Source organism: Streptomyces kanamyceticus, from assembly GCF_008704495.1.
In the GTDB taxonomy this organism is placed as follows: domain Bacteria; phylum Actinomycetota; class Actinomycetes; order Streptomycetales; family Streptomycetaceae; genus Streptomyces; species Streptomyces kanamyceticus.
The window spans coordinates 5,981,580-6,005,056 of the sequence record NZ_CP023699.1; the positions used below are offsets into that span (position 1 = coordinate 5,981,580).

The 23,477-nt window shown below is 71.9% G+C and carries 18 protein-coding genes and 1 riboswitch; of the genes, 14 read left to right on the forward strand and 4 right to left on the reverse strand.

Features of this window, described 5'->3' with window-relative positions; translation table 11 throughout:
* Positions 1-61: 61 nt before the first annotated feature.
* Positions 62-1,543, reverse strand: coding sequence for a DUF2079 domain-containing protein (locus CP970_RS25695; RefSeq protein ID WP_079043677.1), 1,482 nt, complete (start codon positions 1,541-1,543; stop codon positions 62-64).
* A 345-nt stretch (positions 1,544-1,888) separates the two neighbouring features.
* Between CP970_RS25695 and mfd the strand changes: the two genes are divergently transcribed.
* Positions 1,889-5,443, forward strand: coding sequence for a transcription-repair coupling factor (gene mfd / locus CP970_RS25700; RefSeq protein WP_055550085.1), 3,555 nt, complete (start codon positions 1,889-1,891; stop codon positions 5,441-5,443).
* A 58-nt stretch (positions 5,444-5,501) separates the two neighbouring features.
* Here mfd and CP970_RS25705 read toward each other — a convergent pair whose 3' ends face one another.
* Together CP970_RS25705 and CP970_RS25710 are read right to left on the reverse strand one after the other, a co-directional pair.
* On the reverse strand, positions 5,502-5,987 hold the full coding sequence (locus CP970_RS25705; RefSeq protein ID WP_191094950.1) for an NUDIX domain-containing protein: 486 nt from the start codon (positions 5,985-5,987) through the stop codon (positions 5,502-5,504).
* A 49-nt stretch (positions 5,988-6,036) separates the two neighbouring features.
* Positions 6,037-6,471: a nuclear transport factor 2 family protein gene (locus CP970_RS25710; protein WP_398655755.1), complete on the reverse strand. Its 435-nt coding sequence runs from the start codon at positions 6,469-6,471 to the stop codon at positions 6,037-6,039.
* Between the two features lie 143 nt (positions 6,472-6,614).
* Between CP970_RS25710 and CP970_RS25715 the strand changes: the two genes are divergently transcribed.
* The 3 genes from CP970_RS25715 (at position 6,615) to CP970_RS25725 (ending at position 8,995) form a co-directional block, all read left to right on the forward strand.
* Positions 6,615-7,388: an MOSC domain-containing protein gene (locus tag CP970_RS25715; RefSeq protein ID WP_079043678.1), complete on the forward strand. Its 774-nt coding sequence runs from the start codon at positions 6,615-6,617 to the stop codon at positions 7,386-7,388.
* Positions 7,385-8,113: an HNH endonuclease family protein gene (locus CP970_RS25720; RefSeq protein WP_079043679.1), complete on the forward strand. Its 729-nt coding sequence runs from the start codon at positions 7,385-7,387 to the stop codon at positions 8,111-8,113. The genes CP970_RS25715 and CP970_RS25720 overlap by 4 nt, the downstream gene beginning before the upstream one ends.
* A gap of 138 nt (positions 8,114-8,251) precedes the next feature.
* Positions 8,252-8,995: an N-acetyltransferase gene (locus CP970_RS25725; protein ID WP_055550108.1), complete on the forward strand. Its 744-nt coding sequence runs from the start codon at positions 8,252-8,254 to the stop codon at positions 8,993-8,995.
* Between the two features lie 29 nt (positions 8,996-9,024).
* On the opposite strand, the gene CP970_RS25730 is transcribed toward CP970_RS25725, so the two are convergent.
* Positions 9,025-9,810: a hypothetical protein gene (locus CP970_RS25730; RefSeq protein ID WP_317987167.1), complete on the reverse strand. Its 786-nt coding sequence runs from the start codon at positions 9,808-9,810 to the stop codon at positions 9,025-9,027.
* A 224-nt stretch (positions 9,811-10,034) separates the two neighbouring features.
* Between CP970_RS25730 and CP970_RS25735 the strand changes: the two genes are divergently transcribed.
* From CP970_RS25735 to eno, 10 genes are all read left to right on the forward strand, one after another.
* A complete protein-coding gene (locus tag CP970_RS25735) occupies positions 10,035-12,092 on the forward strand; it encodes an N-6 DNA methylase (RefSeq protein ID WP_055550100.1) in 2,058 nt (685 codons plus the stop codon).
* A 187-nt stretch (positions 12,093-12,279) separates the two neighbouring features.
* Positions 12,280-12,798: a hypothetical protein gene (locus tag CP970_RS25740; protein ID WP_055550102.1), complete on the forward strand. Its 519-nt coding sequence runs from the start codon at positions 12,280-12,282 to the stop codon at positions 12,796-12,798.
* Positions 12,799-12,800: 2 nt separating this feature from the next.
* Positions 12,801-14,363 (forward strand): serine/threonine-protein kinase, encoded by a 1,563-nt coding sequence (locus CP970_RS25745; protein WP_150493968.1) that lies wholly within the window; start codon positions 12,801-12,803, stop codon positions 14,361-14,363.
* Positions 14,364-14,515: 152 nt separating this feature from the next.
* The gene (locus tag CP970_RS25750) at positions 14,516-15,184 is read left to right on the forward strand and encodes a SurA N-terminal domain-containing protein (protein WP_150493970.1); all 669 of its coding nucleotides are present in this window, start codon (positions 14,516-14,518) and stop codon (positions 15,182-15,184) included.
* A 70-nt stretch (positions 15,185-15,254) separates the two neighbouring features.
* Complete coding sequence (locus CP970_RS25755) at positions 15,255-16,274, forward strand: nucleoside triphosphate pyrophosphohydrolase (protein ID WP_055552700.1); 1,020 nt, start codon at positions 15,255-15,257, stop codon at positions 16,272-16,274.
* A 41-nt stretch (positions 16,275-16,315) separates the two neighbouring features.
* Positions 16,316-18,148, forward strand: a complete 1,833-nt coding sequence (locus CP970_RS25760; RefSeq protein WP_150493972.1) for a hypothetical protein — start codon at positions 16,316-16,318, stop codon at positions 18,146-18,148.
* A 20-nt stretch (positions 18,149-18,168) separates the two neighbouring features.
* Positions 18,169-19,446 carry a cytochrome P450 family protein gene (locus tag CP970_RS25765; protein WP_107099050.1) on the forward strand — a complete coding sequence of 426 codons (1,278 nt, stop codon included), beginning with the start codon at positions 18,169-18,171 and terminating at the stop codon, positions 19,444-19,446.
* Positions 19,447-19,593: 147 nt separating this feature from the next.
* The gene (locus CP970_RS25770; RefSeq protein ID WP_055552693.1) at positions 19,594-20,628 is read left to right on the forward strand and encodes a transglycosylase family protein; all 1,035 of its coding nucleotides are present in this window, start codon (positions 19,594-19,596) and stop codon (positions 20,626-20,628) included.
* A gap of 194 nt (positions 20,629-20,822) precedes the next feature.
* A riboswitch (cyclic di-AMP (ydaO/yuaA leader) is annotated at positions 20,823-21,026 on the forward strand.
* A gap of 4 nt (positions 21,027-21,030) precedes the next feature.
* The gene (locus CP970_RS25775; RefSeq protein ID WP_150493974.1) at positions 21,031-21,747 is read left to right on the forward strand and encodes a LysM peptidoglycan-binding domain-containing protein; all 717 of its coding nucleotides are present in this window, start codon (positions 21,031-21,033) and stop codon (positions 21,745-21,747) included.
* Between the two features lie 370 nt (positions 21,748-22,117).
* Positions 22,118-23,404 (forward strand): phosphopyruvate hydratase, encoded by a 1,287-nt coding sequence (gene eno, locus CP970_RS25780; RefSeq protein WP_055545429.1) that lies wholly within the window; start codon positions 22,118-22,120, stop codon positions 23,402-23,404.
* The last annotated feature ends 73 nt before the right edge of the window (positions 23,405-23,477 follow it).

Here is a 23,477-nt window from a genome sequence, read left to right on the forward strand (position 1 = left end):
CGGTCCCGGCCGGTGCGCACAGCACCGGCCGGGACCGACTGTTTTCCCTGCCCTGCTTCGCTCAGGCCCTGCGCAGCAGTACGTACCCGTGGGCGGTGCCCTCGGTGGCGTAACTGACGCCCGGGTGCAGCCCGTTGGCGTACGCGACGGGGTCCTTGATCCAGCCCGAGCGGATGTCGAGCGCGACGTAGTCGGGGACGACGGGGCGGGCCGCGCCCACCCAGTAGACGCGGGCGCGGTCGGTGAGCCTGCTGATCGGGCCGATGTTCGCCTCGACGCTCGCTCCGTCGGGGATCCGTTTCAGCAGCCGCTCCACCGCGAAGACCTCCCCGCTCTTCTCGTACGTCGCGGTCTCGGTGAGCCGGGCGAGCGGCAGGGACGGGGTCAGGGCGAGGGCCGCGGCGGCGGCGCAGGCGGGCAGCTTGTCGGCGGCGCCGCGCAGCCACGGCCGTTCGCTGCGGCGGGACCGCTCGACGGCGTCGACGAGGGCCAGCACGACCACCGGCATCAGGACGGCGCTGTAGTGCCAGTCGGTGCCCCAGTAGTGGTCATCGGCGGAGACGAAGCGCCAGCCGATCGTGGGCAGCGCGACCAGGAGCAGCGGCGAGCGCAGCGCGAGCAGCCCGGTGGTGGGGATCAGCAGCCAGGCCAGCGTGCGCAGCTTGGTGCCGGTGCCGTCGAAGGCCCCGGCGGTCGCGCCCGCCTCGCCGACCTTGTCCCAGTAGTCGTACGCGCCGCCGGTGTTGAAGGCGGGGATGACGAGCGTGAGGGTGACCAGGGTGGCGACGAGTCCGAACGCGACGGTGCCGAGCGCGTAGGGCAGGGTCTTCGGCGACTCGCGGCGGCAGCGGATCGCCACGACGGCGGCGATGGCCGCGACGGTCACCCCCAGGTCCTCCTTGACGAACACCAGCGGCAGCGCCCAGAGCAGCGCGGCCCGCCAGCGCCGCAGCAGCAGCGCTTCGAGGGAGAAGGCGATCAGCGGTACGGCGAAGCAGATCTCGTGGAAGTCGAAGTCGACGGCGCGCTGGATGCCCCAGGAGAAGCCGTACGCGATGCCGATGGCGAGGCCGGGGCCGCGCCCCAGGAGCCGCATCGCCACGCGCGTGACGGGCAGCGCGGACAGGGCGAACAGCAGGGCCTGCGCGATCAGCAGGGTCACGGGCGTGGGGAAGACCCGGTAGAACGGCGCGAGCAGCGCGGTGACGGGGCTGAAGTGGTCGCCGAGGATGTTCGCCCCGGGGCCCTTGAGCTCGGCGACCGGCGCCTGGAGGTGGGCGTAGGCGCGGATGGCCTGCTCGAAGATCCCGAGGTCCCAGGAGAGGTTCTCCATGCGGCGGTAGCGGGTGTAGGAGAGCAGTGCGTAGGCGACGAAGAGTCCGAGGGCGAGCAGCTGGGGGGCGCGGTCCCAGAGGATGCGGCCGCCGGGCCCCGAGCCGGGCCCTGGCCCGCCTCCGGTCTCGGCTCCGGTCCCGGGCCGCGCCGGTATGAGCCCGGTGTCGGCCTCCGGGTCGGCCGCGGTGACGGAATGGGCTCCGGACATGGGCTGGCTTTCTGGTCGAAGGACGGAAGCCGGGTGGGGCTTCCTGAACGTTCGGGGCGACGAGCACGGTGTTCGAGGTGTTCGAGATGCGGTACGACCCGGATCAGGGTGCCATCCCTTGGGGGAAAAGCCCCAGGGGGGCAGGCGGCGGGTCCTGGATCCGGGGTCGGTCCACCCCGATGAGAGGCCCGACGAGCCGCCCGACGAGCCGCGTCTGTCAGTGATGAGTCGTACGCTGGATGACCCCGGCCCGTGACACGTGCCGGGCCCTTCGCGTTGCCCACCCGGCCGTGATCGCACGCCGGAATCCCGTACATCCCCATGGAACCTGGACGGAAAGCCTTCATGAGCCTGCACGGTCTGCTCGACGCCGTCGTCAAGGACTCCGCGCTCGCCGAGGCGGTCAAGGCCGCCGCCGACGGCCACCGCGCCCACGTCGACCTGGTGGGACCGCCCGCCGCGCGTCCCTTCGCGGTGGCCGCGCTCGCCCGCGAGTCCGGCCGTCCCGTGCTGGCCGTGACGGCCACCGGGCGGGAGGCCGAGGACCTGGCGGCGGCGCTGCGCACGATCCTGCCGCCGGACGGCGTCGTCGAGTACCCCTCGTGGGAGACGCTCCCGCACGAGCGCCTCTCGCCCCGCTCCGACACGGTGGGCCGCCGCCTCGCGATCCTGCGCCGCCTGGCGCACCCGAGCACGGACGACCCGGAGACCGGACCGGTCTCGGTGATCGTCGCGCCCGTACGCTCGGTGCTCCAGCCGCAGGTCAAGGGCCTGGGCGACCTGGAGCCCGTGGCGCTGCGCACCGGTCAGACCACGGATCTGAACGAGATCGTCGAGGCGCTCGCCGCCGCCGCGTACTCCCGGGTGGAACTGGTCGAGAAGCGCGGCGAGTTCGCGGTCCGCGGCGGCATCCTCGACGTCTTCCCGCCCACCGAGGAGCACCCGCTGCGCGTGGAGTTCTGGGGCGACGACGTCGAGGAGATCCGTTACTTCAAGGTCGCCGACCAGCGCTCCCTTGAGGTCGCGGAGCACGGCCTGTGGGCGCCGCCCTGCCGCGAGCTGCTGCTCACCGACGAGGTGCGGGAGCGGGCGGCGGCGCTCGCCGAACAGCACCCCGAGCTGGGCGAGCTGCTCGGGAAGATCGCCGAGGGCATCGCGGTCGAGGGCATGGAGTCCCTCGCGCCTGTCCTGGTGGACGACATGGAGCTTTTGATCGACGTCATGCCGAAGGGCTCCATGGCGGTGGTCTGCGACCCGGAGCGGGTGCGCACCCGCGCGACCGACCTGGTGGCGACGTCGCAGGAGTTCCTGCAGGCCAGCTGGGCGGCGACGGCGGGCGGCGGCGAGGCGCCCATCGACGTGGGCGCGGCGTCGCTGTGGGGCATCGCGGACATCCGCGAGCACGCGCGCGAGCTCGGCATGATGTGGTGGTCGGTCTCCCCGTTCGCGGCGGGCGAGACGCTGACATTTGGCGCTGCCGCGCCGGGGGACGCGGACACCCTCAAGCTCGGCATGCACGCCCCCGAGACGTACCGGGGTGACACGGCGAAGGCGCTCGCCGACACCAAGGGCTGGCTCGCGGACGGCTGGCGCGTCGTGTACGTCACCGAGGCGCACGGACCCGCCGCGCGCACGGTCGAGGTGCTCGGCGGCGAGGGCATCGCCGCCCGCCACGACGCGGACCTCGCCGACCTGGCCCCGTCCGTCGTGCACGTGTCCTGCGGCTCGATCGACTACGGCTTCGTGGACCCGGGGCTCAGGCTCGCGGTCCTCACCGAGACCGACCTGTCGGGCCAGAAGGCGGCGGGCAAGGACGGCCAGCGGATGCCCGCGCGCCGTCGCAAGACGATCGACCCGCTGACCCTGGAGTCCGGCGACTACATCGTCCACGAGCAGCACGGCGTCGGCCGCTACATCGAGATGGTGCAGCGCACGGTGCAGGGCGCGACCCGTGAGTACCTGGTCGTGGAGTACGCCCCCGCCAAGCGCGGCCAGCCAGGCGACCGGCTCTACATCCCCACCGACCAGCTGGAGCAGATCACCAAGTACGTGGGCGGCGAGGCTCCCACCCTCCACCGCCTGGGCGGCGCCGACTGGACGAAGACGAAGGCGCGCGCGAAGAAGGCGGTCAAGGAGATCGCGGCCGACCTCATCAAGCTGTACTCCGCGCGCATGGCGGCCCCGGGACACGCCTTCGGCGCGGACACGCCCTGGCAGCGCGAGCTGGAGGACGCCTTCCCGTACGCGGAGACGCCCGACCAGCTCACCACCATCGCCGAGGTCAAGGAGGACATGGAGAAGACGGTCCCGATGGACCGCCTGATCTGCGGCGACGTGGGCTACGGCAAGACGGAGATCGCGGTCCGCGCGGCGTTCAAGGCGGTACAGGACGGCAAGCAGGTAGCGGTCCTGGTCCCCACCACACTCCTGGTCCAGCAGCACTTCGGCACGTTCTCCGAGCGGTACTCCCAATTCCCGGTGAAGGTACGGGCGTTGAGCCGCTTCCAGAGCGACACCGAGTCGAAGGAGACCCTGGAGGGCCTGCGCGACGGCTCGGTCGACATCGTGATCGGCACGCACCGCCTGTTCTCCTCCGAGACGAAGTTCAAGGACCTGGGCCTGGTCATCGTCGACGAGGAGCAGCGCTTCGGCGTCGAGCACAAGGAGCAGCTGAAGAAGCTCCGCGCCAACGTGGACGTCCTGACGATGTCGGCGACGCCGATCCCGCGCACGCTGGAGATGGCGGTCACGGGCATCCGCGAGATGTCGACGATCACGACACCGCCCGAGGAGCGCCACCCGGTCCTGACCTTCGTCGGTCCGTACGAGGAGAAGCAGATCGGCGCGGCCATCCGCCGCGAGCTGCTGCGCGAGGGGCAGGTCTTCTACATCCACAACCGCGTGGAGTCGATCGACCGCGCGGCGGCCCGCCTTCGCGACATCGTCCCCGAGGCCCGCATCGCGACGGCCCACGGCCAGATGTCCGAACAGGCCCTGGAACAGGTGGTCGTGGACTTCTGGGAGAAGAAGTTCGACGTCCTGGTCTCCACGACGATCGTCGAGTCGGGCATCGACATCTCCAACGCCAACACGCTGATCGTCGAGCGCGGCGACAACTTCGGCCTGTCCCAACTCCACCAGCTGCGCGGCCGCGTGGGCCGAGGCCGCGAGCGAGGCTACGCGTACTTCCTCTACCCCCCGGAGAAGCCGCTCACGGAAACGGCCCACGAGCGCCTCGCCACCATCGCCCAGCACACCGAGATGGGCGCGGGCATGTACGTCGCGATGAAGGACCTGGAGATCCGCGGAGCCGGAAACCTCCTCGGCGGCGAGCAGTCGGGCCACATCGCGGGCGTCGGCTTCGACCTCTACGTACGCATGGTGGGCGAGGCGGTCGCCGACTACCGCGCGTCCCTGGAGGGCGGTGTCGAGGAGGAGCCGCCCCTGGAGGTCAAGATCGAGCTCCCGGTCGACGCGCACGTCCCGCACGACTACGCCCCCGGCGAGCGCCTGCGCCTGGCGGCCTACCGCGCCATCGCCTCCGCCAACACGGAGGAGGACGTCAAGGCGGTCCGCGAGGAACTCACCGACCGCTACGGCAAGTTGCCGGAGCCGGTGGAGAACCTCCTCCTCGTCGCGGGCCTGCGGATGCTGGCGCGGGCGTGCGGCGTGGGCGAGATCGTCCTTCAGGGCAACAACATCCGCTTCGCCCCGGTGGACCTGCGCGAATCCCAGGAGCTGCGCCTGAAGCGGCTCTACCCCGGGACGGTCATCAAGGCGAACGCCAACCAGGTCCTCGTCCCCCGCCCGAAGACGGCGAAGGTCGGCGGAAAGCCGCTGGTCGGACGCGAACTGCTGGGCTGGGTGGGGGAGTTCCTGACGTCGATCCTGGGGTCGTAGGACGCGATGGACCGGGTCGCGGACGTTGGCGACCCGGTCAGCCGTGAGGCACCAGCAGTTACCGAGCGAGATACCGACCGAAGACCTCCTGACTGTCAGGAGTGAAGGTCCACTGCCGCAGGATCCGCCGCAGCTCGGACTCGGTCACCCAGTCGTGCCAGGCCACTTCTGCCGGATCGGGGGCGCCGACCTCCGGAAGCACGGCATCGCACACGCCGAGCCAGTAAGGGCTGAGCCCGCTCCGGTTGAGGAACGTGAACCGGAGGCGCACCGCCGCCCGCGCCCCCAGCTCCTCGCCGAGTTCGCGGGCGGCCGCCTGCTCGTAGGACTCGCCGACTCCCGCGGCGCCCCCGACGCCGAGTTCGTAGTGCCCCGGGAAACGGGACAGCCGCTCGGCACGCCGATGGACGAGGAAGCGGCCTTGTTCGTCGCGGCAGACCGCCACGCCGACCCGGTGCAGCCAGCCCTCACGAACCGCGTCCCGTCGGCTGACCGTCCCCAGCACGCGATCCTGCGCGTCGACGCGTTCCACGAGTTCATCCATGGCGCAGACGATCGCAGCAGCCACTGACATCCAAGAGAAGAGCGACCTCTCAGGACGCGTCCGGGATGCACGCCTCCGCGACCGAGAGGCTGTTCTCGTAGAGGTGGTGGCGGGTGATCCGGCCGTTCTCTACGGTCAGGCGCAGTGCGTAGGGGCCCTCGAAGGACTTGCCCGTGGCGCGCACCGTTCCCGAGAGGCTGCCCATCAAGATGGCGTCGGTGCCGTCGACGAGGAGGGTGTCGAGGGAGGCGCGGGAGTCCTCGGGCACCGTGTACCGGGCCAACTCCTCGCCCTGCGCGGCGCATTCGGCGCCGGTGGAGCGGGGCCTGATCCACGGGACCGCGGGGTTCTCGGCGAGCAGCCAGTCGACCTTGTCGGCGAAGAGCTCGGTGAGCCGTGCGGTGTCCGCGGCCAGACGGGCCGTCAGGAACTCCTGCACGGTGGTGCGGGTGGCGTCTTCGGTGGCCTGTCGTGTGTTGTCCATGCCCATGAGGATGGCTTGGGCCGGTGGCGGACGTCGATTACCCCGGAGGTCATGGACCTCCGGGGCGGGGAGCGCGCCTGAGGTGTCCGGTTCGCCCGTTGAGGGGAGATATGGTCTGAACCGCTTGGTCGTTACCGTGGTGGATGCATGAGTCCGCCCAGGGGAGGGAGAGCGCTGTGCCGCTCAAAGTCGTCGGTCTGAACAGTTATCCGGTGAAATCGATGCTCGGTGTCGCGCACGAGCGGCTCGTCTTCGACGCGCGCGGTGCCGTCGGCGACCGGCTGTGGGCCCTGCGGCACGCGGACGGCAAGCTGAGCAGCGGCAAGAACAGCCGCCGCTTCCGCCGGGTGCCCGGCATGCTCGAACACGTCGCGGCGTACGACGCGGACGGCACCCCCTTCGTCACCGCGCCGGACGGCGAGATCCTGCGCCCCGGCGACCCCCGGATACCCGAACGCTTCGGCGAGGGCGTCGAGTTGGCGCGCGAGGGAGCGGAGAGCCACCAGGACGCCGCCGCCGTCTCCCTCGTCGGCACCGCGTCGCTGCGCGCGCTCGGCGAGCTGCTCGGTGACGCCGACCCCGTCGACGTACGGCGGCTGCGCAAGAACATCGTCGTGGAGACCGACGAACCATGGATCGAGGAGAGCTGGGTGGGCCACGAGATCACCATCGGAGGCACGGGCGCCACGGGCGCCACGGGTGGCATGGGTGACACGGGCGTCGCGGAGCCGCTTCGGCTGCGCGTCACCGAGCGCGTCGCGCGCTGCGTCATGACCACCCAGGCCCAGACCGGCCTCCCCGCGGACAACCGCGTCCTGAAGACCCTCACCGCCGCCCGCGGCATGTGCATCGGCGTCTACGCGGACATCGTGACGCCCGCCCCGCTCGCCATCGGCGACACGGTGGTGGCCCGGTGAACCGTCGTACCACCGGGGCCCTGCTGGCCCTGATCGCTCTCCCCGCGCTGCTCACCGGCTGCGAACTCGGCACCGATGACAAGAAGGACGAGGGCGGCGCCGCGGGCCCCGACGCGAAGGCGGGCTCCGCGCTCGCCGCCGTCGACACCCTCACCGTCAAGGGCCGCGCGCCCAAGACCGGTTACGAGCGGAGCCGGTTCGGCACCGCGTGGGCCGACACGGACTCCAACGGCTGCCCCACCAGGGACGACATCCTCAAGCGTGACCTGAAGGACGTCAGGTACCAGGGCGGGGACTGCCGGGTGGCGTCGGGGACGCTCGCGCCCGACCCCTACACCGGCAAGGACGTGTCGTTCCGGCGCGGCCGCAGCCAGGTCGACATCGACCACCTCGTCGCCCTCTCGGACGCCTGGCAGAAGGGCGCCTTCCAGTGGGAGCCGAGCAAGCGCATCGCCTTCGCCAACGACCCCCTTAACCTCATAGCGGTCGACGCGGGCCCCAACCGCAGCAAGGGCGACGGCGACACGGCGACCTGGCTGCCCCCGGACAAGGCGTACCGCTGTACGTATGTGGCGGGGCAGGTCGCGGTGAAGAAGAAGTACGGGGTGTGGGTGACGGGCGCGGAGCGGGACGCGATGAAGAAGGTCCTGAACACGTGCCCGGACGAGAAGCTCCCGTCGGGCAACGCCCCGACCAAGGCACCGCCCCGCTTCCACGCACGCTGAACGAGGGCAGGGGGGTGCCCCTTTTTAGGGGCGCGGGGCTGTGTCATGTGCGGCTCCGCCGCGTGGGCGCGCTCAGCCCCCATGCACCCGCAGGTAAATGAATAGCCGCTCCCAAGCGAAGCGCATACCGTGCGGCACATGGACCTCAAGATCACCACCTTGGCCGAACGGCCCGACCTCGCCGGGCCGCTCTGGCACATGGCAGAGGACTGGCCCGAGTTCATCCTGCACGACCCGGTCGGCTGGTCCCTGATCGGCAGGATCGTCGCGGACCTCCCGGAGTACGTCCTGGTCGCCACGGACCAGGACGGCAAGGTCGTGTCCCGCGGCTTCAGCGTGCCCCTCGCGCTGCGCGCCCGCGAGGGCGGCGAGCTGCCCGACGGCGGCTGGGACCAGGTCCTGCTGTGGGCCTTCTCCGATCTACGGCACGGCAAGGAGACGGACACGGTCAGCGCCATCGAGATCACCGTCGACGAGACGGCACGCGGCAAGGGGGTCTCGGGGCGGATGCTCGCGGCCATGCGGGACAACGCCCGCGCCCGCGGCTTCACCGAGGTCGTCGCGCCCGTGCGCCCCAACGCCAAGCACCGCGAACCGGCCGCGCCGATCGACGAGTACGCGTACCGCACGCGCGAGGACGGTCTGCCCCACGACCCGTGGCTGCGGGTGCACGTGCGGGCGGGCGGCGTCATCGAGAAGGTCGCGCACGCGTCCATGACGGTGTCGGGGTCGACCGCGCAGTGGCGCGAGTGGACGGGGCTGCCGTTCGACGCGGAGGGCGAGGTCGAGGTGCCCGGCGCGCTGGTGCCGGTCCACTGTGAACTCGCCCGCGGCTACGGCGTGTACGTCGAGCCGAACGTCTGGGTGCGGCACACGCTCTGAGCCGGCCCAGCTGAGTCAGTCCAGCTGAGTCAGTCCAGCTTGTCCAGGTCGACGACGTCACCCGTGGGCGGCGTCGCCTTGACCGGCTTGTCGTAGTCGCTGAACGTCAGCGTCTCCGGCTTGCCCCCGCCGGTCGCCGTGTCGATCCGCAGGAGGTGCGGCGCGCCCTTCGTGGCGACGTAGACCGTGTACTTCTCCTTGCCGCTGCTCTCGGTGAGCTTGATCGCGGGGGTGCCTTCGACCGTGGTCGTGCCGCCCCTGCGGGCCACGGAGCCGCCCTTGAAGTCGGCGAGCAGGGTGTCGAGGTCGCAGAACGCGGCGATCTCCTTCGCGTCCGCGCTCGTCGTCCGGGTCTTCGTCCAGCGGTTCGCGAGCATGTCCACCGCCGCCTGCACGTCGGCCGCGGGCTCCCCCTTGCTCTGCGCGCGCAGGAACTTCTCGTCGTACTTGAGGTAGGCGGTCGTGCTGCCCGGGATGATCAGCTCCATCGAGCCCTGATCGCCCATGCCCATCGTGCCCGCGCACGTGCCGCCGGTGTCCAGGGCCATGTCCATCGACATCAGGCCGCCCGACTCCTCGTCGGTGACCTTGCCCGAGATGCGCAGCGACTTGGCGTCCGCGGTGGTCTTCATGGCCTTCTCGGCGATCTCGCCGCCGGACATCCCGGCGAACGGTTCCTTCGGCTTCGCGGCGGCGACCCGGTCCTTGTCCGGCGTCTTCGCCGTCTCGGTGCCGCAGGCCGACAGGCCCACGGTCGCCGCGGCGGCGAGGCAGACGGCGGCGATCTCGGTACGGCGGGTACGGCGGGCACGCAAGGGCTGAAGCTGAAGCTGAAGCTGACGCATGGGAATCCCCCAGGGAAGTCGTTCGGTGAAGGACATCAGAGCAGGAGCGTGTGAACCGAGTCAACATGATGAAGTGTGAATCATGGGTTAACGCCCGTGAAGCAACCCGTGCGCCCACTCGCTGGGTATGCTCGACCCCGCGCGACTGGCCCCGCGCGTCACAGGGCATCAGGGCATCAAAGGGGAGCCGCCAGATGAAGCCGCGGGACGACGTCACCGAGGTGACCGCCGCCGGAATCGCCCGGCTCGCCGGAGTCGGCCGCGCCGCCGTCAGCAACTGGCGCCGCAGGCACGGCGACTTCCCCAAGCCGGTCGGCGGCACCGAGACCAGCCCCTCCTTCGCGCTCGCCGACGTCGAGCGGTGGCTGCGCGCCCAGGGCAAGCTCGTCGAGGTCCCGCCGCGCGAACGCGTCTGGCAGCGGCTCGCGGGACACCCTGCGGGCCCCGGCACCGCCCTGCTGCACGCGGGCTGCGCCCTCCTCCTGGTCCGCGACAGGCCGTCCGCCTGGCTGGCGGTCAGCGCCGTGTCGGACGAGCGGATGGCGCAGCTCCTGCCCGGCGAGCTCGACGAGGTGGTGACCATGCGCTTCGGGGTGCGCCGCAGGCGGGCGGTGCGCATCCCCGACGCCGCCGAACTCCTGCCGTCCGTACCGCTGTTGCGCGGCGTCGCCGAGCTCGCGGCCGAGCTCGGCGCCCAGCGGACGTACGAGTTCCTCCTCGGCAGGCACACCGAGGCCAACCCGCGCCAGTACACCCTCACCCCCGCGGGCCCCGCCGAACTGATGGCCCGCATCGCAGGACCCGCCCGCACCGTGCTCGACCCCGCGTGCGGCACCGGCGCCCTGCTGCGCGCCGTCGCGCCGCGCCCCGACCAGTACCTGTACGGCCAGGACAGCGCGCCGGACCTGGCCGCGCTCACCGCGCTGCGCCTCGCCCTGAACTCCGACGCGACCGTGCGCACCATGGCGTGCGACACCCTGCGCGCCGACGCCTACGAGGAGCGCAGGGCCGACGCGGTGCTCTGCCATCCGCCGTTCAACGAACGCAACTGGGGCCACGACGAGTTGGCCTACGACGCCCGCTGGGAGTACGGCTTCCCGGCCCGCGCCGAGTCCGAACTCGCCTGGGTCCAGCACGCGTTGGCCAGGATCGTCGACGGCGGCACCGCCGTGCTCCTGATGCCGCCCGCCGCCGCGTCACGCCGTTCGGGCCGCCGCATCCGCGCGGATCTGCTGCGCAGGGGCGCGCTGCGCGCGGTGATCGCGCTGCCCGCGGGGGCGGCGCCCCCCTACAACCTGCCCCTGCACGTCTGGGTGCTGCGCAGGCCGGTGGCCGGTGCGCACCCGGCGCCCGAGCTGCTCCTGGTGGAGGCGGCGGGACTGCTCGCCGCCGACGGCAGGGACAAGCAGCTGTGGCCCGCCGTGCAGGACACCGTGCTCGGTCTCTGGCACGGCTTCGACCGGCACGGCACCGTCGAGGCGCGGCCCGGCGCCGCCAGGGCCGTGCCCGTGCTCGAACTCCTCGACGACGAGGTCGACCTGGCGCCCGCGCGCAGGCTGCCGCCGCCCGCCGCGGGAGGCGGCAGCGCGGAGCTCGCGACCGTACGCGAAGGGCTCGGCGACGCGCTGCGGCGGGCCGTGGACCTGGCGCCGCGCGACATCGGCGCCGCGCAGGGGGGCGACGCCGCGCCCCGGCCGCTCACCACCGTCGGCGAGCTGGCCCGCGCGGGCGCCCTCTCGCTGCACACCGGCACCGGGTCCGGTCCGGCGGGCGCGCCCGTGCTCACCGACCACGACGTGCTCGCGGGCACGGCGCCGTCCGGCACCGGCCACGATGGCACGGCCGAGGAGCCCGCCGTGCTCACCGAGCCCGGCGACGTCGTCGTCCCGCTCTTCGGCGGTGGCGCGGCGGCCCGCGTCGTCGACGAGAGCACCGCGGGCGCCGCGCTCGGCCGCGGCCTCGTCCTGCTCCGCCCCGACCAGGACGCCCTCGACCCGTGGTTCCTCGCCGGGTTCCTGCGCTCCACCGCCAACCACCGGCAGGCCAGCAGCTACGCCTCCACATCGGCCAGGCTCGACGTACGCCGCCTCCAGCTGCCGCGCCTGCCGCTGGCGGGCCAGCACGGCTACCGCGAGCGCTTCCGCGAGCTCGCCGCGTTCGAGGACGCCCTGCGCCTGGCGGGCCGGCTCGGGGAGCGGCTGGTGCGCGGTCTGCACGACGGACTGACGGACGGCACGCTTCCGCCCGAGTGAGGCGAGTGAGGCGAGTGGCGCGAGCGGTGCCGCAACCGGGACCCGCCGCGCGCGCGTGACCAGGACGACAACGGTTCGGTACAACCCGGGACCGCTTCCCGCGGTCGGCCTATACGCTCGAATCCGCACCCGAATTCCGCACCCCGTTCTTCACGCACCAGCCCTTCTTCACGTACCAGGAGCAGCCATGCAGGGCCACGGCTACGCGCCGCCACCACCGCCGCCGCCCCCTTCGGGCGGCTCGCCCGTGACGCTGCGCGTGTTGTTCGTGGCCCTCGCGGTCGTGTCGTGCGGCATGCTCGCCTGGGCCGCGCTGCTCCGCCTCGCCCTGGTGACCCGCAAGGCGTACGACTGGGTCCTCTTCGGCCTCGTCGTCGCGCTCGACGTCCTGGCTCTGGCCCTCGTCGGGATCGACAAGGGCGTGGAGGACTTCGAGGGCCCGGGCAACACGGGCATGGTGATCCTGCTCTGCACGATGCTGGCCGTGGTCGCCTATTACCTGTACGCGGACATACGCCACTTCAGCCGGTACCGGCAGCGGCCGCCCACCGGCTACGTACCGCCGCAGGCGCAGCCCGGCTACGGCTACCCGCCGCCGTACCAGCAGGCTCCGGCGCAAGCACCCGCCCCCGCCCGCATCCACCAGGTCCGCGCCGAACTCGACGAGCTCAGCGACTATCTGCGCAAGCAGGAAGGCGGCAGCTGACCGTGGTACCCGGCACGGGGACCGGCGGCCGCGTCGTCGCGGGGCGCTACGAACTCTCCACGCTCATCGGCCAGGGCGGCATGGGCCAGGTCTGGACGGCGTACGACCAGCGCCTGGACCGGCGCGTCGCGGTGAAGCTGCTCCGCCCCGACCGGGTCGCGGGCGCCGAGGCCGAGGAGCTGCGCCGCCGCTTCGTGCGCGAGTGCCGCGTCACGGCGCAGGTCGACCACCCGGGCCTGGTCACCGTGCACGACGCGGGCACCGAGCCCGCCGAGGACGGGGCCCTCTTCCTCGTCATGCAGTACGTCGACGGCGCGGACCTCGGCGACCACCTCGCCGAGCACGACCCCTACCCGTGGCAGTGGGCCGTCGCGGTCGCCGCCCAGCTGTGCGCCGTGCTCTCCGCGGTGCACGCCGTGCCGATCGTGCACCGCGACCTCAAGCCGCGGAACGTCATGGTCAAGCAGGACGGCACCCTCAGCATCCTCGACCTCGGCATCGCCTCGGTGATGGACACCGACACCACCCGCCTCACCCACACCGGTTCGCCGATCGGCAGCCCCGCGTACATGGCGCCCGAACAGGCGATGGGCGGCGCGGTCGGCCCCTACACCGACCTCTACGCCCTCGGCGTGCTCCTGCACGAACTCCTCAGCGGCGACGTGCCGTTCGTCGGATCCACCGCGCTCGGCGTCCTGCACCGCCACCTCTACGAACCGCCGCTGCCGGTCCGCCGCCTGCGCCCCGAAGTACCCGAAGCCCTGGAGTCCCTCGTCCTGCGGCTGCTCGCCAAGGACCCGCAGCACCGCCACGCCAGCGCCCAGGAGGTCTACGAGGAACTGGCCCCGCTGCTGCCCGCGCGCGGCATCCCCTCGGGCCGCCCCCTCGACCCCACCCGCCCCTTCCTGCGCCCGCACGCGCCCTGGCCGGACCGCGCCGCGACACCCGCGCCCGCCCCCGACCTGCCGCCGCGACCGCAGGGCCCGCCGGGAGCACCGCCCCAGCAGGACGTCGCCCGCGCCGTCGACGACGTGAAGCGCCTCCTCGGCGAGGGCCGCATCACCCAGGCCGTGGACATCCTCGGCGCGATCCTGCCTGCCGCCGCCGCCCAGCACGGCGAGCACTCACCCGTCGTACGCACCCTGCGCAAGCAGTACGCCGCCACGCTCATGGACGACGGCCAGTACCGCCGCGCGCTGCCCGAGCTGCGGCGCCTGGCCGACGAGCGGGCCGCCGAGTCCGGGCAGGCCGACCCGCACTCCCTCCAGTTCAGGTACGAGGCGGCGCAGTGCCTGGAGCAGCTCGGCGAACCCGCCGCGGCGCTCGCCGAGTACCGCGCGCTGCTCCCCTATTACGAGAACCACTACGCGACGGACGACCGCCGCCAGTCCCTGGAGATCCGCCGCCGCATCGGCCAGCTGCTCCTCGCCCTCGGCGACCGCCCCGCCGCCCACGACACCCTCGCGCGCCTGCTGCACGACGCGGAACTGCTGCACGGCCCCGGGCACCCCTTCCCCGCGGAGGTCCGGCGCACCCTGCAGTGGCTCGGACAAGTGCGCGGCTGACGCTCGTACGGTGGGGTCGGGGGTGCCCCAACTCCCGGGAAATCGTTGGTCGAATAGGTGTCGAATGGCTGGCCGGGACGACGCCCACTGCCTACCATCGATCACCGCAAGACTTTGTGCACCGCCGCACAATCTCCAAACGGGAGGCTTCCTTGCACCGCCGTCGTCGCACAGCGCTCATCCTCTCCGCGGCCGCGATCGCCGCGGCCCCCCTCCTCACCGCCTGCGGGGGCGAGGCGCACCCCGGTGCCGCGGCCGTCGTCGGCGGCGACCGCATCACGGTCGCGCAGCTGGAGGGCCGGGTGAACGAGGTGCGCGCCGCGCAGCGGGCCGCCATCCCGGACGACGCCCAGTACACCCAGGCCATCGCCAAGTCCGGCGGCCTCACCCGCAGCACGCTGCACACGATGGTCCTCGACAAGGTCCTGCACCGCGCGGCCACCGACGCAGGGGCGAGCGTCACGCGCCGCGACATCCAGACCATGCGGGCCGGTCTCGAACAGCAGGCGGGCGGCCGCAAGGCCCTCGAACAGGGCTGGCTCCAGCAGTACGGCGTCGCCCCCGCCCGCCTCGACGACAGCTTCCGCACGGAGATCGAGGCCCAGAAGCTCGCCAAGAAGCTCGGCGCCGACATGAACACGCCCGACGGACAGGCGCTCTTCTGGAAGTCGCTCTCGACCGCCTCCAAGAAGCTCGACATCGACCTGAACCCGCGCTACGGCACCTGGGACGTGGAGAAGAACAAGCGGGCCGACGCCAAGACGCCGTGGGTGCGCGAGGTCACGGACGCGGGGGCCCCGGCCCCGGACCAGCAGGCGTAGCGGGCCTGGCGGCCCCGTCCGCGCTGTCCGCCCCGGCTGTCCTGTCAGTGGGCTGGGTTACGTTCGACAGGTGAACGCCACCGAGACCACGCCCCCGGCCGACGCGTCCGACCCCTCCGACGAGTCCGTCGGCCGCGTCATCCTGCTGACCACCAGCCACCGCGTCGCGCCGGGGCTGCTTTCCTGGCCCGCCTGGCAGGCGCTGCACGGCGCCGACGACGTGCTGTGCGCCGACGCGACGCACCCGCAGCTGCCGTATCTGCGGGAGGCGGGCGTGCGGGTCGAGCAGGCGGCGCCCACCGCGCAGGAGCTGGTCGACGCCTGCGCGGGCGGCCGCACGGTGCTCGTGATCGCCACCGCCGACGGAGACCGCCCCCTCACCGACGGCCTGGCGCGCCTCGCGGGCTCGGGCCGCATCGCCATGCCCGACCTGGAGCTGCTCCCCGCCTCGTACGACCTGCCGGGCGCGCGCCTGCTCGACCTGGTCCAGGTGATGGACCGGATCCGCGACGAATGCCCCTGGTCCTCGCAGCAGACCCACAAGGGCCTGGCGAAGTACGCGATCGAGGAGGCGTACGAACTGGTCGAGGCGATCGAGGAGGGGGACAGGGACGAACTGCGCGAGGAGCTCGGCGACGTCCTGCTCCAGGTCGTCTTCCACGCGCGGATCGCCGAGGAGGGCGGCCCGGACGAGGACGACGAGCCCTTCTCCATCGACGACGTCGCGGGCGGCATCGTCGACAAGCTCATCCACCGCCACCCGCACGTCTTCGGCGACGACTCGGCCGAGACCCCCGAGGACGTGAAGGCGCACTGGCTCCGTATGAAGGCGGTGGAGAAGCAGCGCACGTCGGTGACGGAGGGCATCCCGCTGGGCCAGCCGGGCCTCGCGTTCGCGGCGAAGCTGGCATCGCGGGTGCGGACGGCGGGACTTGAGGTGCCGGTGCCGACGGGCGAGGGCGTCGGCTACGAGCTGCTCGCGCTGGCGCTGCGGGCCGAGGCGGCGGGCGTGGACCCGGAGGCGGCGCTGCGGGTCGCTGCGCGGGCTTACCGGGACGCGGTGCGGGCGGTTGAGGGGGCGGGGGCTTAGTACCGTTGCTCCCTACGGCGGTGTGATCCCAGGGGGCTTGCGTGGAGCGGGAGTTGGAGGAGCTGGCGGCTTCGGTGGCGGGGGTGCTGGTGTCGGCCATGCGGTCGCGGGACTGGCCCCTCATGGAGCCCCGCTTCCGGGACTGCTTCGAGCGGGCGGGCGTGCGCGGGGGATTCGCCGGGCTGCTGGCCAGGGACCAGCGCCTGCTGGCCGCGGGGGAGCTGACCGCCACCGAGACCCACTTGTCCTGGAGCCATCGGCTGAGTACCAGACTCGTCGAGCTCCCGGAGCTGGCGGGCGAACTCCGCGAACTGCTGCCCACGTTGGGACTTCCGGAACCCGGCGAAAGCCCCACCCCGGTCGCCAACGCCATCTCCGGCGGCACCGTCGCCAACGCCGTGATGGCGGGGTCCATCGGCTCGGTCACGATCCACCAGGAGGCGGCGTCCCCCACGGCTCCCGCGGCGGCCGACGGCTGGCCCCGCGTCGGGGGGCTGCGCCGCCTCGGCTTCGGCGTGCGTCCCGCCCGCCGGTTCGCGGGAGAGCAGGGCCTGCCGCCATACGTCGCCAGGGACTGCGACGACGAGTTGTCCGTCCTGCTGCGGCAGGCCGTGCACCACGGCGGCCTCGTCATCGTCACGGGCGAACCCTTCGCGGGAAAGACGTCGACGGCGTGGGCGGCGCTCCGGGCGAGCGTTGCCGAGGAAGCGCGGGTCTTCCTCGCGCGCGGGGGAGCGGACCTGCGTGGCCTCCCCGACCAGCTCAGGGGCCGGGACACCACGGCGGCCCACGTGGTGTGGCTCGACGACCTCGACGGCCACCTCGCGGAGCCCGGCACCCCCGGCGTACTCGCCCAGCTCACCCAGGACCGCGTCCTCGTCCTCGCGACGATGCGGGACGAGGCGTACGACAAGCACCGCTTCGGGCACCACCCGGCCGCCCGGGTCCTGAGCGTCGCGAGGACCGTCGAGGTCCCCACCGAGTGGAGCGAGGCGGAGCTGGCGCGGCTCGCGACGGTGGACGACCCGCGCCTCGCGGACGCGGTGCGGTGGCGCGGAGGCCTCGGCATCACGCAGTTCCTCGCGCTCGGCCCCGAGCTGTGGGAGGAGTGGCGCAGGGCGCGGCGCGCGGGGGAGCGGCGGCTCGGCTACCTCTTGGTGCGCGCCGCGATCGACTTCGCCCGGCACGGGATCACCGAGGCGCTGCCGCTGGAGGCGTTCGTAGCGGTGGCGAACGAGTACGAGGAGCAGTCGGAGGCGATGACGGACGAGGCGTACGTGCAAGCGCTGGCGTGGGCCGCCTCGCCCCGCACCGGCGTCGCCGGACTGCTGGTACCGGGAGAGGAAGAGGAGACGTGGCGGGCGTGCGGCACGCTGGTCGCGGACGCCCTGCGCGCGCCGGACTTCCCGATGGCGGATCAGTACGTCTGGTGGGGCATGCTCGATGGCGCGCGCGAGCACCGGCCCGCGGAGCACGAGGCGCTGCTCGCGGCGGCCAGGTCCGACCTGCGGGCGCGTGGGGAGGCGGGTGACGTCCACGTGATGCGGGCCCTCGGGGAGTTCGCGGGCCGCGCGGGGGACATGACGGACGCCAAGCACTGGTACGGCAAGGTGGTGGAGCTCGACCGGGGCAACGCGCTGACCGTCGGCCAGGACCTCGTGGAGCTCGGCGAGTACACGGAAGCCACCCGGTACATGGAGCTGGCCGCGGCCGACGGCAGCCGCTGGGCGGCGAGCGCGCTGGCCCGGCTGCACTTCGAGCGCGCGGGGCGCTGGCTCGCGCGCGCGGCCGAGCAGGGCGACGAGCGGGCCGCCGCGACCCTCGCTCACCTGCGGTCGGGACCCGGCATGGGTCCGGATACCGTCAAGGAGTGACCGAAAAGCCCGCCCCGTCCGTGCCCACGGACGACCAGCAGATCCCGTCAGCGGCCCAGGGGCCAGAACTCTTCACCTGGGAGTTCGCCACCGACCCCTACCCCGCGTACGCCTGGCTGCGCGAGAACTCGCCCGTGCACCGCACCACGCTCCCCAGCGGGGTGGACGCCTGGCTGGTCACCCGGTACGCGGACGCCAAGCAGGCCCTCGCCGACCAGCGGCTCAGCAAGAATCCGGCGCATCACGACGAGCCCGCGCACGCGCGGAGCAAGACCGGGATCCCGGGCGAGCGCGGCGCCAACCTCATGACGCACCTGCTCAACATCGACCCGCCGGACCACACCCGGCTGCGGCGGCTCGTGTCGAAGGCGTTCACGCCGCGCCGCGTCGCCGAGTTCGCGCCGCGCGTGCAGGAGCTGACGGACGCCCTCATCGACGCCTTCGTGGAGAAGGGCGAAGCCGACCTCATCCACGAGTTCGCCTTCCCGCTCCCCATCTACGCCATCTGCGACCTGCTCGGCGTCCCGCGCGAGGACCAGGACGACTTCCGCGACTGGGCGGGCATGATGATCCGGCACGGGGGAGGGCCGCGGGGCGGTGTCGCCCGGTCCGTGAAGAAGATGCGCGGCTATCTCGCCGAGCTGATCCACCGCAAGCGCCTCGACCCGGGCGACGACCTCATCTCCGGTCTCATCCGTGCCTCCGACCACGGCGAGCACCTCACGGAGAACGAGGCAGCGGCGATGGCCTTCATCCTGCTCTTCGCCGGGTTCGAGACGACCGTCAACCTCATCGGCAACGGCATGTACGCGCTGCTGACCCACCCCGAGCAGCGCGAGCGGCTGCAGCGGGCGCTGGAAGAGGGGGACACGGCGCTCCTGGAGACCGGTGTGGAGGAACTGCTGCGCTTCGACGGGCCCGTCGAGCTCGCCACGTGGCGGTTCGCCACCGAGGCGCTGACCGTCGGCGGGCAGGACATCGCCGCGGGCGATCCCGTCCTGGTGGTGCTCGCGGCCGCTGACCGCGACCCCGCTCGGTTCGACGACCCCGACACCCTCGATCTGTCCCGGCGTGACAACCAGCACCTCGGATACGGGCACGGAATCCACTACTGCCTGGGCGCCCCGCTCGCCCGTCTGGAGGGCCAGACCGCCCTCGCGACACTGCTGCGCCGACTTCCCGACCTGCAACTCGCGGTGGATCCTGCCGATTTGCGGTGGCGTGGCGGGCTCATCATGCGGGGACTGCGGACGTTGCCCGTGGAGTTCGCAGCCGCACAGAGAACGGTGTTCGACTGAGCCTCAGCTGACGGTCTGTCAAGACTGTGACTTTCACGTGATCTCCGCTGCATCGACTTGTGACAAGCGTTCGAGTGCGACTACGTTCACGTCGACTCGGGCACCCGGTGCCCCAGTCGCCGCAATAGTCTCGTGAAAGGCAACCGCATGCTCTCCGGCAATGGTCGTCACCGACGCCCCCGCCAAGCCCCGGCCCTCATCGTCGCGGCAGGAGTCACCGGATCCGCCATCGCCATCCCGCTGCTCGGCGCCACCAGCGCGAGCGCCGCCGACACCGCGACGTGGGACAAGCTCGCCGAGTGCGAGAGCGGCGGCTCGTGGAGCGCCAACCCGGGCAACGGGTATTACGGCGGGATCCAGTTCTCCCAGGAGATGTGGGAGAACTACGGCGGCCTCGACTACGCGTCGAGCGCCGACCAGGCGTCCAAGTCGCAGCAGATCGCCGTCGCCGAGAAGGTTCTCGACGACCAGGGCCCGGCGGCCTGGCCGAGTTGCGCCCCGATCGCGGGTCTCACCGACGACGGCGCGGCCGCCGACGTGGACCCGGGTGCGCCGATGACGCCCGCTCCCTCGGACTCCGCGGACCCCTCGGGGCCGAGCGGATCCGACGGGAAGGGCAGCGGTAAGGGCAAGAACGGCGAGAAGCCCTCGGGCAAGCCCTCCGAGGAGCCTTCGGGGAAGCCCTCGGACTCGGCCGACCCGTCTGACTCCGCTGACCCCTCCGACTCCTCCGACCCGACCGACGCGTCGGGAGACAAGGGTCACGACAAGCCGGACAAGGGCGGCGAAGACGGCAAGGGCGAGACGGACGGCAAGGGCGACTCCGACGACTCCGGCAAGTCCGGAGAGAAGGACGCCACTTCGCCCGCGCCCGAGGACTCCACCGCCCCCTCCGACGACTCCGCCCCCGGCCGCCACCGAGGCGACAGCGCCGACGAGCGGCCCTCCGGAGGCGACGGCAAGGACCGCACGGGACGGCACGCCTCGCGCGGCGGCGACCGCTCCGGAAAGACGGCCGACGGGACGTACACGGTCCGCTCCGGCGACAGCCTCTCGGTGATCGCGGACGACCTCGACGTCGACGGCGGCTGGCCCACGCTCTACGCCGAGAACAAGAGGACCGTCGGCGGTGACCCGGACCTCATTCTCCCCGGTCAGAGCCTCGATTTGGGCGAAAAGTAAGGGAAGTTGACGAAGAGTCGGGCGGGGTCTTCGCGTCGTATGTCCGGTTTGGCGCGAGTGAGAGATGGGTCTCAGAAGCCCTGATCGTCTTTGAAATTCCGGCGATCGCATGTCTACGGTCGTCACCGCTCGCCACTGGTGGGCCCCGCCGGTCGGTACGCCGAATCCTGCCAACGGCCGGACGGGAACAGTCGTCGCTTTGAGCGCCGTAGGCAGGAGCGGGGGACCCAAGGTAAGTGCCGGGACCGACCGTTGAAGGGCCGAGCAGCCGACAGGCTGAGCGGTCGTGAGACGGAGGGAAACGGCTAGGGGTTAAGTCGCACTCAAGGAAGTGCGGCCGGGCAACTTCACTGGCCCGAACCCGACAGCTCACCTCGCAGGCGTCGGTGAGGGGATCAACTCATGCTGTTTTCCAGCAAGGGCAAGCACCGCCGCCCGTCCAAGGCCACCCGTGTCGTCACGCTCGCCGGTGTCACCGGTGCCGCCGTGGCGGCCCCGCTGATGGCCGCTGGTTCGGCCTCCGCCGCCACCGGCGCCGAGTGGGACGCCGTCGCCCAGTGCGAGTCCGGCGGCAACTGGTCCATCAACACCGGCAACGGCTACCAGGGCGGCGTGCAGTTCTCGCCGTCCACCTGGGCCGCGTACGGCGGTACGAAGTACGCGCCGACCGCCGACAAGGCCTCCAAGGCCCAGCAGATCGAGATCGCCGAGAAGGTCCTCGCGGGCCAGGGCAAGGGTGCCTGGCCGAGCTGTGGCGTCGGTCTCTCCGGTGCCGCGTACAACGGTGGCGGCGGCTCGCAGCAGCAGGCCCCGCAGCAGCAGGCCAAGCCGCAGCCGCAGAAGACGCAGCAGCAGGCCGCCCCGCAGCAGCAGGCCGCGCCGAAGCCGCAGCCCGCGCCGCAGACCGAGACCACGAAGAAGAAGACCGTCGAGACCCCGACCGGCAAGACGGTCAAGAAGGGCGACGGCGAGTACAAGGTCGAGTCCGGCGACACCCTGTCCAAGATCGCCGAGTCGCACAAGGTCAAGGGCGGCTGGCAGAAGGTCTACAAGCTCAACGGCGACATCATCGACGACGCCGACTTCATCTACCCCGGCCAGCAGCTGCACCTCAGCTAGTCAGCCAAGGCCTCTCGGCAGGGCCCCGCTCAAGGGCCCGGCCCGGCCGTGCCTCGGCGGACGCACGGCCACCCACCCCGTCCCCACGGGCTCCCCGCCCCGGTGCGCGTATCCCCCGTACGCACCGGGGCGGGGCCATGTCCGGGTGCCGCCGCCCCGCCGCCACCCCCGTGCCCGGCCTCGGCCGTGTTCGCCCCTAGCGAGCTACCGGTCAGTAGGAACGCGGGCTTCCGTCCTGTTTCCCGGGTATTTGGGCCCTCGCCCGTCCCACGGGACGGGCGGTCGGCTGGCCGAAGCCCCGGAGCCCGTTAGGCTCGTGAGACGCAGGGCTGAAGCGGCCCCGCGTAAATGCGTCACATCCCAGAAGGAGATGCTCGTGCCGTCCATCGACGTCGTCGTAGCCCGGGAAATCCTGGACTCCCGAGGCAACCCCACGGTCGAGGTCGAGGTCGGCCTCGACGACGGCAGCACGGGTCGTGCCGCCGTTCCGTCCGGTGCCTCCACCGGTGCCTTCGAGGCCATCGAACTCCGTGACGGTGACCCCAACCGTTACCAGGGCAAGGGTGTCGAGAAGGCCGTCCTCGCCGTCATCGAGCAGATCGGCCCGGAGCTCGTCGGCTACGACGCCACCGAGCAGCGCCTGATCGACCAGGCCATGTTCGACCTGGACGCCACCGACAACAAGGGCTCGCTCGGCGCCAACGCCATCCTCGGCGTCTCCCTCGCCGTCGCGCACGCCGCCTCCGAGGCCAGCGACCTGCCGCTGTTCCGCTACCTCGGCGGCCCGAACGCGCACCTGCTGCCCGTCCCGATGATGAACATCCTGAACGGTGGGTCGCACGCCGACTCCAACGTCGACATCCAGGAGTTCATGATCGCCCCGATCGGCGCGGAGTCCTTCTCCGAGGCCCTTCGCTGGGGCGCCGAGGTCTACCACACGCTCAAGAAGGTCCTCAAGACCAAGGGCCTCTCCACCGGCCTGGGCGACGAGGGCGGCTTCGCCCCGAACCTGGAGTCGAACCGCGCCGCGCTCGACCTCATCATCGAGGCCATCAAGCAGGCCGGTTACGTGCCCGGCGAGCAGATCGGCCTCGCGCTCGACGTCGCCGCGTCCGAGTTCTACAAGGACGGCAAGTACGAGTTCGAGGGCAAGTCCCGCTCGGCCGCCGAGATGACCGAGTACTACGAGGAGCTCGTCTCCGCGTACCCGCTGGTCTCCATCGAGGACCCGCTGTACGAGGACGACTGGGCCGGCTGGAACGTCATCACCGAGCGCCTGGGCGACAAGGTCCAGATCGTCGGCGACGACCTCTTCGTCACCAACCCGGAGCGCCTGGCCCGCGGCATCGAGGAGGGCTCCGCCAACGCCCTGCTCGTCAAGGTCAACCAGATCGGTTCGCTGACCGAGACCCTGGACGCCGTCGAGATGGCCCAGCGCAACGGCTTCAAGTGCATGATGTCCCACCGCTCCGGCGAGACCGAGGACGTCACCATCGCCGACCTCGCGGTCGCGGTGAACTGCGGTCAGATCAAGACCGGCGCCCCGGCCCGCTCGGACCGCGTCGCCAAGTACAACCAGCTGCTCCGCATCGAGGAGATCCTCGACGACGCGGCCGTCTACGCCGGTCGCAGCGCCTTCCCGCGCTTCAAGGGCTGAGCTCTCGTAGGCACGTAGTTACGTGCTTTGCATCCAAGGAATTGAATAGAGAGCAAAGGCGTAGCGAAGCGAA